Below are 14,333 nucleotides of genomic sequence, written 5' to 3'. Positions count from 1 at the left end.
CTCTAGAAAAAGCCAAGCCGGCGCAGTATCCGCCCCGGCGCGGCTTGCGCCAGCCGGCTCACGGCAACGGCGCGCCACGACGACGCGTGAGCGGTTCGGTACAGCACGGGCAAAACCAGCAGTGTCAGCGCCGTGGACGACAGGATGCCGCCAATCACCACCGTTGCCAGAGGGCGCTGCACTTCCGAACCCGTGCCGGTTGCGAAGGCCATGGGCAAGAACCCGAGCGAGGCGACGAGCGCCGTCATCAAGACGGGCCGCAGACGCGTCACGGCGCCCTCACGAACCGCCGCGTCCAGCTCCACGCCTTGCTCCCGCAGATTTCTGATGAAGGCAATCATGACGAGCCCGTTCAGCACCGCGACGCCCGAGAGCGCAATGAACCCGACCGCTGCGGTAATGGAAAGCGGAATGTCCCTCAACCAGAGCGACAGCACGCCGCCACTCAATGCAAATGGAATACCGGTGAAGACCAGCAAGCCATCCTTAACATTATTAAACATGATGAAGAGCAGGACAAACACCATGAAGAGCGACAGCGGCACGACCAGCTTCAGGCGCTCGCTCGCACTTTGCAACTGCTCGAACTGTCCGCCCCACGACAACCAGTAGCCCGCCGGCACCTGCACGTCCTGCCGTATCTGCTCGCGCGCATCCGCCACGAACGAGCCGACATCGCGGCCCCGCACATTCGCGCTCACCACGACGCGCCGCTTGCCGTCTTCCCGGCTGATCTGGTTCGGACCCGGCGCGAGCTCGACCGTGGCCAGTTCGGCGAGCGGCACGTACGGCGCCTGGACGACGGGCACGCCACCGCCTGCCGCCGACACGGACGACGGCGCAAACGGGAACGCAGACGGCAACGCAGACGGCAACGCAATCGGCAGCCGCTTGATCGCCTCGATGTCCGAACGCAGCTCGTCCGGCAACCGCACCACGATATCGAAGCGCCGGTCGCCCTGGAACAGCGTGCCGGCCTTCTTGCCGCCCACCGCCGCCGCGACCGTGTCCTGAATGTCGCCGACCGTGACGCCATAGCGCGCCAATTTGTCGCGCTCGACGTTGATGGTCAGAACCGGCAAGCCTGTGGTTTGCTCCACCTTGACTTCGGCGGCGCCCGGCACTTTTTGCAATGCCGCCGCGATCTGCTCGCCCGTGCCGTTGAGCACCGCCATGTCGTCGCCAAAGAGCTTCACCGCCACGTCGCTGCGCACCCCCGAGATCAATTCGTTAAAGCGAAGCTGAATGGGTTGAGAGAATTCATACGCATTCCCTGGCAGCTCTGCGAGCACCGCTTCGATCTCCTCCACCAGCTTCTCGCGCGGCTTGTTCGGATCGGGCCACTGGTCCGTCGGCTTGAGCATGATGTAGCCGTCCGACAGGTTGGGCGGCATCGGGTCCGCTGCGATTTCGGCCGTGCCCGTGCGGGCAAACACGCGTTCGATTTCCGCAAACCGTTGCTTCAACGTCTTCTCAATGGCCTTTTGCATGCTGACCGACTGGGAGAGACTCGTGCCCGGAATGCGCAGCGCGGCGACGGCGAGGTCGCCCTCGTTCAGACTCGGGACGAACTCGCTGCCAAGGCGCACCGCCAGCCCGATACTCAACGTGACGATCACCACCGCGCCGACAAACACCCGTTTTGGACGCGTCATGAAGGCGGCGAGCAGCGGTTCGTAGAGCCGCCTCGCCCAGCCCATCAAGCGGTTTTCCTTTTCTTCGACGCGTTTGCCGATAAACAGTGCAATAGCAGCAGGAATGAAGGTGACTGTCAACACCATCGCGGCGGCCAGCGCCATCACGACGGTGATCGCCATGGGGTGAAACATTTTCGCCTCGACGCCTTTGAGCGCGAAGATCGGCAAGTAGACCACCATGATGATCAGTTGACCGAATATCAACGCGCGCCTCGCTTCCTGCGACGCGCCGAACACTTCGGCGAAACGCTCCTCGCGGGTCAGCGGCCGGCCGGCGAGCTTCTGCGCATGCGCGAGCCGCCTGACGCAGTTTTCCACGATCACCACCGCGCCGTCGACGATGATGCCGAAGTCGAGCGCGCCCAGACTCATGAGGTTGGCACTCACCTTCGCGTTGACCATGCCGGTGAACGTGATCAGCATGGAAAGCGGAATGACGAGCGCTGTAATCAGCGCGGCGCGCAGGTTGCCGAGGAAAAGAAACAGCACGGCGATCACGAGCACCGCGCCTTCGAGCAGGTTCTTCTTCACCGTCTGCACCGCCTTCTCAACGAGAACGGTGCGGTCGTACACCGGAATCGCGCGCACACCCGCGGGCAGTGTGCGATTCACGTCGTCCATCCGGCTCGCGACGGCCTTCGAAACGGTGCGGCTGTTTTCTCCCATCAGCATGAATACGGTGCCGAGCACGACCTCTTCGCCGTTCGAGGTCGCGGCGCCCGTCCGCAATTCACGGCCGATATCCACCTGTCCGACATCCTTGATGCGAACCGGCACGCCGCCCACGTTGGTCAGCACGACATTGGAAATGTCGTCCACCGAGCGCGCCTGGCCGGGCACCCGCACGAGATACTGTTCGCCGCGTTTTTCGATGTAACCGGCGCCGACGTTGTCGTTGTTGCGTTCGAGCGAGCGCACCACGTCCGCCAGCGTCAAGCCATAGGACATGAGCTTGGCGGGATTCGGCGCGACCCGGAACTCCTTCACGAAACCGCCGATGGAATTCACCTCGGTGACACCCGGCACATTGCGCAGTTGTGGCTTGATGACCCAGTCCTGAAGCTCGCGCAGGTCCGCGGGCGTGTAACGGGTCCCGTCAGGCTTGACGGCCGACGCGTCAGCCTCGACTGTCCACAGGTAGATCTCGCCGAGACCCGTGGACGTCGGACCCATTGCCGGCGTGGCGCCGGGCGGCAGCTTGTCTTTGGCTTCCTGAATCCTTTCGTTGACGAGCTGACGTGCGAAGTAAATGTCGGTGCCGTCCTCGAAGATCACCGTGACCTGCGACAGCCCGTAGCGCGAGATGGAACGCGTCTGCGCCAGATTGGGAAGACCGGCCATCGCGGTCTCCACCGGGTACGTAATGCGTTGCTCCGCTTCGAGCGGCGAATAACCCGGCGCGGAGGTATTGATCTGAACCTGAACATTGGTAATGTCGGGCACGGCGTCGATAGGCAACTTCTGATAGCTGTACACGCCGACCGCCGCAACAGCGGCAATGGCCAGCATGACTAACCAACGGTGCGCGATGGCGAAGCGAATCAGTCTCTCGAACATGGAGATGGTCCTTTGGAACCGGGTGACGGGAGCGCGGCCTGCCCGCGGCAGGTGCGAGGCGCTTCATGGCGTCAGGGCGTCAATGTCCCTCGACACTGCCTTTTCCGAGTTCAGCCTTGAGGACGAAACTGTTCGAAGCGGCGTACTTTTGGCCCGGCCGAAGTCCGCTCACGACTTCGACGACCTTGTCGTCGCGGCGTCCGGTCTGAACGGTCTGAGCGACGAAGCCACCACGCGATTGCACGAAGACGGCGGGCGAGCCGTCGATGTCTTGCAACGCATCGGCCGCCACGGCGAGCGGCACGCTTTGCCGGCCGGCGTCCACCGACACATTGACGAACATGCCCGGCCGCCACGCTCCGTCGGGATTGGGCAGTACCACGCGCGCCGGCGCGGTACGGGTTTGCTCGCCGAGCAGCGCGCCGACATAGGCCACCGGACCGCTGGATGTCGACTCGAATGCGGTGGCGCTGACGGTGGCGTCGCGACCGACGCGCACATCGTTCAAACGCTGGGCCGGCACCGCCATCTCGGCCCACACGGAGGAGAGGTCGGACAGAACGAAGAGCCTGGCGTCCGCCGCGATCGCTTCGCCGGGCGTCGCATGCTTTTCGACCACGGTGCCGGCAAACGGCGCGCGCAACTCGTAGCGATTCAATGCGTCCGCCGACGCCGGCGCATTCAGCGCGGCGAGTTTCGCGCGGGCGTTCTGCGTGGCGATCTCGGCTTCGCGCAATTGCACCTGCGCCTGCAGATAGTCCTGCTCGGCCGAGATGCGCTCTTGCCACAAGGTCTTTTCGCGTGCGTACGAAGTTCTCGCCGCGGCGAGCCGGCGCTCCGCGCTGAGCAGTTCACTTCTGCGATCGGCAAGATCGGTGCTGGCAATGACCGCCAGAACTTGCCCTCGCACGACTTGCTCGCCGGTCGACACACCCACCCGTTCCACGATGCCCGCCACACGCGGCACGACGTGGGCGGTGCGATCCTCGTTGAAGCGGATTTCGCCGGGCAGCTGGAATGTCGTGAGAATCTGGGCAGGACCGACTTCGCCGAGGCGAATCTGGGCCGCCTCGATTTGCGCCGCACTGAGCGCGATCGCGCCATCGGCCTGGGAAAAAACGAACGACGCGGATTGCCCGCGCCACTTCAGGTCGATGGTTGCGTCGAATACGTGAGGCTTGCCGATCGGTTCGGCGGAGGTCCACTTCTGGCCTGCCGGCACGAACGGGAGTGGCAGCTTCGAGCCGTCGTAGCGAGTGATGGAGCCCGACACGGCGACGCCCTTGTCCGCCGGCTGGCCGTCGACAAGAGGATAGACGACGAGGCGCGCGTCCCCGGGCTTCTCGGAGAGCACGATTTCGACGGACAGTGCGCCGTCGCCGAGAACCGTGCCTCCGTTCCGGCCGGGCGAAGCCTGCGCTGCCGCTGAAGTGTGCACGACCCCCGAAGCGCCTTCAGCATTCGACGACTCACGCGTCAACGTGAAAGCGGCGAGCGCGATGCTCACACTGCCGAGGGTCGCCACAACGGCGATGATGAGTTTTCTGCGCGGCATGACAAGTCCTTCACGGTAAGCGTGGCGATGGGTCCGCGGTGTTGCGCGAGGAGACGTCGGCGAGCGGCACGCCGACAATCCGGCCGATGTCGGCGTAGGCAAAGTGCGCGTCGGCCAGTGCCTGCACGTATTGCGACTGGCCCTGGAACAACGTGCGCTGCGCGTCCAGCACATCCAGAAAGGCGAACTTGCCGAGTTCGTAGCCGCGCGACATTGCGTCGAGCGCCTCACGGGCGGCTGGCAGCACGTCGGTTTTCAGGCGCCGTGCTTCCAGATTCGATCTCTCGTAGTTGGCGTAGGCCTGCGTCAGCTCCAGCTGCAAGCGGGCAGTTTCGCTGTCGAAATCGGCGCTCGCCTTCCCGGCTTTGTGAACCGATTCGAGCAGCGCGCCTTTGTTGGTGTCGAAAATCGGAAGCGGAATCGACACGCCGACCACCGCCTGGTTGCCGGGAACGCCGCCCGTGACGACGCGCTTCATGCCCACGCTGAACGTGACATCGGGGATGCGCTTTGCGCGCTCCACGGAAATCGCGGCGTTGGCCCGCAGCGTCTCCGCCTTTGCGGCGCGCGCAAGCGGCGCGTCGGACAGGTGAGGCAGGAGTTGCGAAAGCGCCCCGATCGCCGGCACGCTTTCTATGTCGCCGCTCACCGGGCGTCCTCGCACGAGCGGGCTGCCCGTCACGTTCGCGAGCTTCTCCGCTGCGATCGTCAGCCGCGTGGCGGCGTTGGCCTGTTCGATCTGCACGCCGGTCGCGGCGACCCGCGCCTTCGTCGCCTCCACCGGCGACACCTTGCCGGCCCGCGCGCGTTTTTCTGCCAGTTCCGCCGAGCGCGCCGCGATTTCGGCGGACTCCTGCGCGACCCGCAGCTGACGTTGAGCCGCGAGCAGTCCGTAAAACGCGGCGATGACGTCCGCGCGCAGGGCCGCGCCGCGCGCGTCGAGCGATGCCAGCGCCACTTCGCGCCCATAGGACGCGACGTCGAGGCGCGCCTGACGCTTGCCGCCGAGTTCGACGGTCTGGTTGAGCAGCGCCGTCGAAGTGCGATCGGTGCCGCCGAACCCCTCCTGCAGCAGCGAGATCTGTGGATTGGGCCGGGCGCCCGCCTGCATGAACGTCCCGCTCGACGCATCCGCGTCGGCGCGTGCGCCGCGAAGCAACGGGTTGTTCCCGGCCGCGATGCCAAGCGCCTCGTCGAGCGGCAAGGCGAGGCTCTCGCGCGCCGCGGCCTGGGCAGTCGACGGCGCAGTTGGAGTGAGCGGCGCAAGGGGACTTGCCGGCTCTCCGTGAGCCGTGCTCACCGCAGCAAGCGCAAGAACGGCAGCAAGGTGACGCGTGAGCATAGGTAGGTGAACCGTTGACCAGGTGCGACCGATGCTACGGCGCTGCCGCAGTGCCAACATGGTGGAAAAATGAGATTTTTGTCATCTTCGGGGCTGCCCGGACGGCCGCACCCTGATAATTACCCCACCCTCCCCAACCCAGCCCAGCTTATGGAGCCCCAATGAATCAACCCATCGCACAGCCCGCCCCATCCACCGTTCGCCGTGTCGCGTTTCTCGGTCTCGGCGTGATGGGCTACCCCATGGCCGGCCATCTCGCGAAAGCGGGCCTCGACGTGACCGTGTACAACAGGACCGCGTCGAAAGCTCAACAATGGGTGTCCGAGTACGGGGGCCGCGCGGCCGGCACCCCGCGGGAAGCCGCGGACGGCGCCGAACTGGTGCTCGCGTGCGTCGGCAACGACGACGATCTGCGCAGCGTCACGCTCGGAGACGACGGCGCGTTTGCCGGCATGGCCTCAGGGTCCGCGTTCGTCGATCACACGACAGCGTCCGCGAACGTCGCGCGCGAACTGGCTGAAATCGCGGGCCGGAAAGGTCTGCACTTCATCGACGCGCCTGTATCCGGCGGTCAGTCCGGCGCGCAGAACGGCAAGCTGACGATCATGTGCGGCGGCGAGCCGGCCATCTTCGAGCAGGCCTCGCCGGTGCTCGCGCACTACGCGGCGGCCGTCACGCTGATTGGTGCCGTCGGCGCCGGGCAACTGGCGAAAATGGTCAATCAGATCTGCATCGCCGGCATGGTTCAGGGGCTCTCCGAAGCGATCAACTTCGGCCAGCTCGCGGGCCTCGACATGCCGCTCGTGCTGCAGGTGATCGGCAAGGGCGCGGCGGCCAGCTGGCAGATGGACAATCGCGGCAAGACCATGATCGACGGCAAGTTCGACTACGGCTTTGCCGTCGACTGGATGCGCAAGGACCTCGGCTTCTGTCTCGACGAAGCGAAGCGCAACGGTGCGTCGCTGCCGGTGACGGCGCTCGTCGACCAGTTCTATGCGGACGTGCAATCGCTCGGCGGCAACCGCTTCGACACGTCGAGCCTGATCTGGCGCTTGCGCGCGCTCAAGCCGGCCAGATGATCCGGGCCGGCGCGCCTCTAGCCGCCGCCTTGCTTCTGTTGCCTGCTTCACTTGCGCCACCGCAACGGCCGGCGCAAGTGATGGCGCTCCAGCCGCACCGCCGCCCCCGCCGGCAGGAACGACGCCATGCCGCCGAGTTCTCCGCCGGCGGCGCGCTCGCGCTCCTCGTCGGCCTCGACGGTCTTGCCGGTGTCGATGAATAGCGCCGCCACGATACCGACCGCTAGCAGGCCGGCAGAGATATTGAACGGCACGTTGTAGCTGCCGGTCTTCTCGATCAGATAGCCGAATACCACGGGCGACACCATCCCTGCCACGCCGAAGCCCGTGTTCATCATGCCGCCGGCCGTGCCCGCATACTTGCCGGCAATGTCGAGCGGCAAAGTCCACAGCACGGGGTTGGTGATTTCAAGGAAGAAGAACGAAGCCGACAGGAACCACACGGCTGTGAGCGGATCAGTGGCGGAGACCATCGGCAGCAGAAACACCAGCGAGCCGCCCATGCCCACCACCAGCACCGCACAGCGAGCGAAGCGCAAACGGCCGGTCATCTTGTAGAGCTTGTCCGACACCACGCCGCCGAGCGTGTCGCCGACCACCCCCGCGAGCAGCGGCAGCGCGGTGAAAAGCGCCAGTTGCTTGAGATCGAATCCGCGCGACTCGCGCAGATAGGACGGCAACCAGGTCAGATAGACCCACAGCAGCCAGCCATAGCAGAAGTCGACAAAGGTGACGAGCCACATCCGGCGCACCAGTTTGCGCCACGGTGTAGCCGCGTGCTTCGCGCGGTCGCAATCGCCGGCGCGGTAGCCGATTTCCGCGGTTTCCTCGGGCGTGATGCGCCGGTTCTGCTCCGGCGAGTTAGTGAATACGAAGAGATAAAGTACGGTCCACGCGAGGCTCGCGATGCCGAGCAGAATGAACGCGTCGCGCCAGCCACCCGTGGCCACCACGGCCAGTACGAGCGGCGGCGTGACCGCGCCGCCCAGACGCGCGAAGCTGTGGGTAATGCCCTGCGCGAAGCCACGCTCGGCGACCGGCATCCAGTAAGTAAAGGCGCGCGTCGCGGTAGGAAACGCGCCGCCTTCGCCGACACCGAGCGCGAAGCGCATCAGGACCAGCATCGTGACGCTGCCCGCGAAGCCCGTAGCCAGCGTGGCCACGCCCCAGATCAACGAAAGCACCGTGAGCACCAGTTTCGGACCGAACTTGTCGGCGAGCCAGCCGCCGATAATCTGCATCGCCGCATACGGATAGGCGAAGGCCGAGAACACCAGGCCGAGCTGAACGGTCGTGAGGCCCATCTCGTGACGGATCAACGGACCGGCCACGGCAATGTTCACGCGATCGATGTACGAGATGAAATACATCAGGCACATGACCGCCAGGATGATATGGCGTGTCTTGACACGCCGGATACGGGTTTCCATGCTGTCTCCTGTCGACCAGAGCTGGCGCGTGGGCGCTTACCCTGATCCCATGCAAAGGTTGGCTGTCTCTTTTATGTGTAACGACCGCGGCCTTGCCGGCCATACGATCTACCGCGTTGCGCCCGGTGCCGTGACCCGGCCCGCGCTTGCCGCCGCCGACCGGCGGCGCGCCGTCAAGTGGGCACCAGCTTGAGGCGCTGCACCTTGCCCGAAGGGCCGCGCGGCAGTTCGTCGACGAAACGGAACTCCTTCGGCGTCTTGTAGCGACCCAGCTCGCGCACGCAGTGTTCGCGCAGGTCCGCCGGATCAGGTGCGGCCCGTCCGTCGCTCAGACGCGGCACCACGAAGGCGACGATCTCCTGACCGTAGGCCGGATCGGGCACGCCGACCGCCGCGGCATCCAGCACATCGGGATGCCGCAACAACGCTTCGTCGATTTCGCGCGGCGCGATGTTCTCGCCGCCCTTGATGATCAGTTCCTTGGCGCGGCCGTTGATGTAGAAATAACCGTCCGCATCGCGATAACCGAGGTCGCCGGTGCGCAGCCAGCCATCCGCGGTAAATGCCGCCGCCGTCTCTTCGGGCCGCTTGTAATAGCCGCCCATCACCTGCTCGCCGCGCAACACCAGTTCGCCGCATTCGTTGGCGGCGCACTCACGCCCTGCCCGGTCGATCACCCGCGCCTCGCCACCCGAAGGCAGACCGATGCTCCCGATACGCCGCCGGCCCATTTCATACGGATTGCTAAAAACCGGTGCGGCGGTTTCCGTCATACCCATGGTTTCGATCACGCCGATCCCGAAGCGCGCTTCGAACGCGCGATGATGATCGGCGGGCAAAGCCGCCGACGCGCTGCGGCAAAACTTCAGCGCCGACAGATCGTAGGTGCACGCTTCGTCGGCATTGAGCAGATAGGCGACGATGGTCGGCACCACGTTGATCCATGTGCAGGCATGAAGCGCGACATCGCGCCAGAACGTCCGCGCGGAGAAGCGCGATGTCATGACTGCCGAACCGCCATGGAACAGTGGCGCGAGCAAGGTCACGACAAGTCCGTTAATGTGATAAAGCGGCAACGATGCAAGCACGCGATCGTCGGAGCTCAGGCGGTGTTCGACGCTGATGTTGCGGGCATTGGCAACCAGGTTGCGATGCGTCAGCAGAACGCCTTTGGGCGTGCCCGTGGTGCCCGAGGTGTACATCAGCAACGCGACGTCGTCAGCGGCCGGTTCATGCGCCGACGCGCTGTCCGGCGCGCATTGTGGACCGCGCGTCGCGGACGCGGGTGCCAGCGCGGCTGTAACGGACCTGGCCGCCATAGGCGCGCCCGTTTCAGCCAGAGCGGGCTCGCGCCTGCCGAGAGAAGGCGGCTCGGCTTGCACCGGGTCGGTCTCGATCAACGCGATCTCGCGGGTCAGCCCGGCGGTGCGCAACTCGGCGACGGCCGTATCGATTACCGCGTGCGTGTCGCGTCCGGCGAAGATCATCCGCGTATCGGAGTGGTCGACGATATAGCGCACCTGCGATGGCTGGCACAGCAGATTGAGCGGATTCGCGACGAGCCCGCTGTACATGGCCGCGAGCAAAAGACGGGCGGTCTGGATGCCGTTGCCCATGAACACGGAAATGACGTCGCCCGGCCGCAGCCCGGCTTCACTGAAGCGTGCCTCCAGCACGCGGCAGTCGTCGCGCAATTCGCGAAAGGTCAGCACAGTCGCGCGCCGGTCGGGGACCGCTGGTTCATCGTCGTCGAGTGCGGCCAGCAGGAATGGTTTGTCCGGATGCTGCGCGGCGCGCTCGTCGATCAGCGCGCGAATCGTGGCGGGCGTGTTCATCGGCCGTACCTCGCGAAGAAGTCACCGAGCAATTCGTCCGTTTCCGGCACGCGCTCTTCGATCGGATAGGCGACCCGCGTGGTGTTCAGATAGTGGCGAAAGCCCAGATTGCCGGAGAAGTTATTGCGCCCCCACGTGCCGCAGCCCATCGACAGCGAAAACGGCAAGCCGTTATCGAAGTTGCCGCCCGTGGCGAGGCAATGCGCCTGATTCACGATCACGCGCGCCACGGGCAATGTGAGCCCAAGCTGAACCGCTTGCGCCGCATCGCTCGAATGCAGTCCGACCGAGTGACCGGCTCCCATATACGTGTAGATGCCGCGCACCACATCCGCCGCCGCATCGAAGCCGGCGGCACGATACACCGCAAGAACCGGCGAGAGTTTTTCGCCGGAGAACGGATAGTCGCTGCCCGCGCCGCTTTCTTCCACCATCAGAAATTTGGGGTGGCGCGCCGCCACTTCGTCGAGGCCCGCTACGCGCGCAATCACCTCCGCGGACTTCGCCGTGCATTGTTCCGAGAGCTTGCCGTTGACCCACATCACCGCTTGCAAACGGGCCTTCCCGGCAGCGTCGAGGAGCACGCCGCCGCACGCGGCGAGTTCGGCGAGCATCGGTGCATAGATTGCGTCTTCGATCACGATGCTGTTTTCCGACGAACAGCTCGTTGCGTTGTCGAACGTTTTCGAGCGCAGAATCTTGCGCGCCGCATCATGCAGATCGGCGGACGCGGTCACGATCGAAGCGACGTTGCCCGCGCCTACGCCGAACGCAGGCGTCCCGCTTGCATACGCCATACGCACGTTCGCCTGCGAGCCGGTCGCCACGACCAGATCGCACTGCCGCATCAGCGCGGCCGTCGCAGCCTTGCTGATCGGCGTGGGCAGCATCTGCACGAGGTCGGCGTCGATACCCGCTTTGGCGAATTGCGCATGAATGAACCCAACCAGCAGCGCGCAGGACGAGTAACCTTTGGGCGACGGCGCGACGATTACTGCATTGCCGCATTTGAGCGCGTTGATGATCTTGTTGGCGGGCGTCGCCGCCGGATTGGTCGAGGGCGTGATCGCCGCCACCACGCCGACGGCTCGCGCGATTTCGACGATACCGTTTTCCTTGTCCTCGGCAATCACGCCCGTGGTCTTCTGTGCGTGCAGATCGCGCAGCAGGCCCAGCGTTTTGCGATAGTTCTTGCGGAATTTGTCGTCGGCATTGCCGAGACCCGTATCGTCTACGGCGCATTGCGCCAGTTGCCGGTTGCGCGCCGGCTCCATGATGGCCCATGCGGCGGCTGCGGCGGCGGTGTCGAGCACCTGTTGCCCCGCATTCTCGAAAGCGCGCTGCGCCGCGCGTGCCCTCGCAACGAGCGCTGCAACGATGCGCTCGGCTTCGCCGTCCGCATGGTGCCCCGCGATTTCGACTCCTGTGGCTCTGACGTTCATATGGGTTCGCTCCGCGTGAATAGATTGATTGCAGTGCTATCAATCTAGCCAGCGGTGCTTTGGGCGAAGTCCCGTTTTTCGAGCTATCCATTGCAGTGCGTTTGCCCGCATCGGAAAACGCAAAATTCGGTACTTTCCATAGTCCCGAAAAACAATGAAGTCGATGCAAAATCAACCCTGTGAACACGCGGACGAGGAAGTGGAATGTCGACGTCAAACCAGTCGAATGCAGCTGCGGTGCGCGCGTTTCGCGTTCTCGAAACGCTTGCCGAAGCGGGCGGCCCGCTTTCGATGACGGAGCTCGTCAACGCGCTCGGCCTGCCCAAGCAGACCGTCCACCGGATCCTCGTGCAACTGATGGATGCGTGGCTCGTCACGCGTGGCGCGGGCGACCGTCTTTACGAATGTTCGCCGCGCGTGCGCATGCTCGCCGTCAACGTGTTGATGCATGCGGGACCGGCGGCCGCCCGCCACGTGCTGCTCGAACAACTGGTGGCGAAAATCGGCGAGACCTGCAATCTGACCATGCTCTCCGGCAACGATGTCGTCTACGTGGATCGCGTCGAAACCGAGTGGCCGCTGCGCATGCACCTGCAGCCGGGCTCACATGTGCCGCTGCATTGCTCGGCGAGCGGCAAGCTGTTGCTCAGCTTTCTGCCGAAGGACCGACGCGAGCGCGTCATTGAAACGCTGCCGCTGCGCGGCTATTCCGAGCGAACGATTACCGATCGCGACGCGTTGCGCAAGGAACTGAGCACCACCCGGCGCCGGCTGCTTGCAATCAACAATCAGGAACATCTGCAAGGGCTGATCGCGATTGCCGTGCCCGTGATGCTGGATCGCAATCGCGCCTGCGCGGCAATTGCCGTGCAGGCGCCGGTGGGAAGAGTCACGCTCGACGACCTGCTCGCCTTCGTGCCCGATCTGCGCTACGCGGCGGAAGAGACCGCGAAGACGTTTCGGGAATGACGCCGCGCGGGTTATGACCTTGCATGGACGACCGCGTCGAAGGAGCCCGCCCGCTTTCTTTCGATCGCACGCACCGAAAGCGCTGATATCAAGGCCGAGAACAGCACATACGCGCACACTGTCCAAGGCTTGCCGCCGTTCAGCCGCATCAGGATCGTCGCAATGATCGGGGTGAGCCCACTCGCGAAAATGCCCGAGAACTGATACACGAACGAGATACCCGTATAGCGAACTTCGGCGTCGAATAGTTCGGCAAACAATGCCGCCTCCGGACCGTACACCATCGCGTAGAAGATGCCGAACGGCACCACGATCGCAGCCCAGATCAACAGCGTGTTGGCCGGCTGCATTTCGATAAGCCAGAAAGCCGGAAACACCGATAAGCCGCAAATCAGCGAACCCCAGAAATAAACGCGCGTACGGCCGAGCTTGTCGGACATGCTGCCGAACAGCGGGATGAAAAAGCACATCACGCCGGCCGCGATCATTACGCCGAGCAACGCGTCGGTGCGGCTCATCGAGACATGTTGCGTGAGGTAGCCGATCGAAAAGACGGCGAAGATATTGAAGAACACGCCGTCGATATAACGCGCGCCCATGCCGAGCATCACGGAACCGCGATAGCGCGTCATCATGTCGACGAACGGAATCTTCGCTTCGCGCCGATTGCGTTTGAGCGCGATGAATTCGGGCGTTTCCATCACCTTGGCGCGAATATAAAGGCCGATCAGAACCAGACCGAGCGACGCGCCGAACGCGATCCGCCAGCCCCACGACAGGAACGCCGCTTCGGGCAGCAAACGCGAGAGGCTCGCCACCATTCCCGATGCAAGGCATAACCCGATCGACAAACCGATCTGCGGCAGACTCGCATATAACCCGCGCTGTGCCGGAGGGGCATATTCATACGCCATCAAGACCGCGCCGCCCCATTCGCCGCCGAGCCCGATGCCTTGCAGCACGCGCAGCGACAACAGCAGGATCGGCGCCCAGATGCCGATCTGCGCGTAGGTCGGCACGAACGCGACGCCTGCCGTCGAGATGCCCATGATGATGAGTGTCAGGATCAGCGCCGACTTGCGACCGATGCGGTCGCCGAAATGGCCGAATATCACGCCGCCGAGTGGCCGCGTTACGAATCCCACCGCAAACGTCGAATACGCAAGCAGCGTCGACACCAGCGGATCGTTAGCCGGAAAATAGAGCTTATTGAAAACGATGCCGGCGACAACGCCGTAAAGAAAAAAGTCATACCATTCGACGGTCGCTCCGATCACGCTGGCGAACGCAACGCGGCGGATAGCACGGGGATCGATTGCCATAGCAGCAGCTCCTCAATGGAGGGCCGTCCCGCCTGTGTCGACAGGCGGCCGGCCAATAACCCCAGTTGTCTCCTCCGGGGCGGTTTATGTGCAGACCGCAAAGCG

At 64.4% G+C, this 14,333-nt stretch carries 9 protein-coding genes; 2 read left to right on the top strand and 7 right to left on the bottom strand.

Annotation, left to right across the window (positions count from 1 at the left end):
* Positions 1–2: 2 nt before the first annotated feature.
* The 3 genes from P0D71_RS31490 to P0D71_RS31480 all read right to left on the bottom strand — a co-directional run bounded on the left by P0D71_RS31490 (position 3) and on the right by P0D71_RS31480 (position 6,151).
* Positions 3–3,254 (bottom strand): efflux RND transporter permease subunit, encoded by a 3,252-nt coding sequence (locus P0D71_RS31490; protein WP_408483462.1) that lies wholly within the window; start codon positions 3,252–3,254, stop codon positions 3–5.
* 79 nt (positions 3,255–3,333) lie between these two features.
* Entirely contained in the window at positions 3,334–4,809 is a 1,476-nt protein-coding gene (locus P0D71_RS31485) for an efflux RND transporter periplasmic adaptor subunit (protein WP_408483461.1), read from the bottom strand.
* Positions 4,810–4,819: 10 nt separating this feature from the next.
* On the bottom strand, positions 4,820–6,151 hold the full coding sequence (locus P0D71_RS31480; protein ID WP_408483460.1) for a TolC family protein: 1,332 nt from the start codon (positions 6,149–6,151) through the stop codon (positions 4,820–4,822).
* A 161-nt stretch (positions 6,152–6,312) separates the two neighbouring features.
* Between P0D71_RS31480 and P0D71_RS31475 the strand changes: the two genes are divergently transcribed.
* A complete protein-coding gene (locus tag P0D71_RS31475) occupies positions 6,313–7,230 on the top strand; it encodes an NAD(P)-dependent oxidoreductase (protein ID WP_091806981.1) in 918 nt (305 codons plus the stop codon).
* A 47-nt stretch (positions 7,231–7,277) separates the two neighbouring features.
* Here the strand turns inward: P0D71_RS31475 and P0D71_RS31470 are convergent, their stop codons facing one another.
* The 3 genes from P0D71_RS31470 to sauS all read right to left on the bottom strand — a co-directional run bounded on the left by P0D71_RS31470 (position 7,278) and on the right by sauS (position 11,937).
* Complete coding sequence (locus P0D71_RS31470) at positions 7,278–8,660, bottom strand: MFS transporter (RefSeq protein WP_408483459.1); 1,383 nt, start codon at positions 8,658–8,660, stop codon at positions 7,278–7,280.
* A 173-nt stretch (positions 8,661–8,833) separates the two neighbouring features.
* Positions 8,834–10,495 carry an AMP-binding protein gene (locus tag P0D71_RS31465; RefSeq protein ID WP_408483458.1) on the bottom strand — a complete coding sequence of 554 codons (1,662 nt, stop codon included), beginning with the start codon at positions 10,493–10,495 and terminating at the stop codon, positions 8,834–8,836.
* Complete coding sequence (gene sauS, locus P0D71_RS31460) at positions 10,492–11,937, bottom strand: acylating sulfoacetaldehyde dehydrogenase (protein WP_408483457.1); 1,446 nt, start codon at positions 11,935–11,937, stop codon at positions 10,492–10,494. Before sauS ends, P0D71_RS31465 begins: the two co-directional genes overlap by 4 nt.
* Positions 11,938–12,141: 204 nt before the next feature.
* On the opposite strand from sauS, the gene P0D71_RS31455 reads away from it, so the two are divergent.
* On the top strand, positions 12,142–12,906 hold the full coding sequence (locus tag P0D71_RS31455; protein WP_091806977.1) for an IclR family transcriptional regulator: 765 nt from the start codon (positions 12,142–12,144) through the stop codon (positions 12,904–12,906).
* 11 nt (positions 12,907–12,917) lie between these two features.
* On the opposite strand, the gene P0D71_RS31450 is transcribed toward P0D71_RS31455, so the two are convergent.
* Positions 12,918–14,228, bottom strand: a complete 1,311-nt coding sequence (locus P0D71_RS31450; protein ID WP_091806976.1) for an MFS transporter — start codon at positions 14,226–14,228, stop codon at positions 12,918–12,920.
* Positions 14,229–14,333: the final 105 nt, after the last annotated feature.

It is taken from the genome of Paraburkholderia sp. RL17-383-BIF-A (assembly GCF_046028015.1).
Classification (GTDB): Bacteria; Pseudomonadota; Gammaproteobacteria; order Burkholderiales; family Burkholderiaceae; genus Paraburkholderia.
This window is presented reverse-complemented; position numbering and strand designations above follow the sequence as displayed.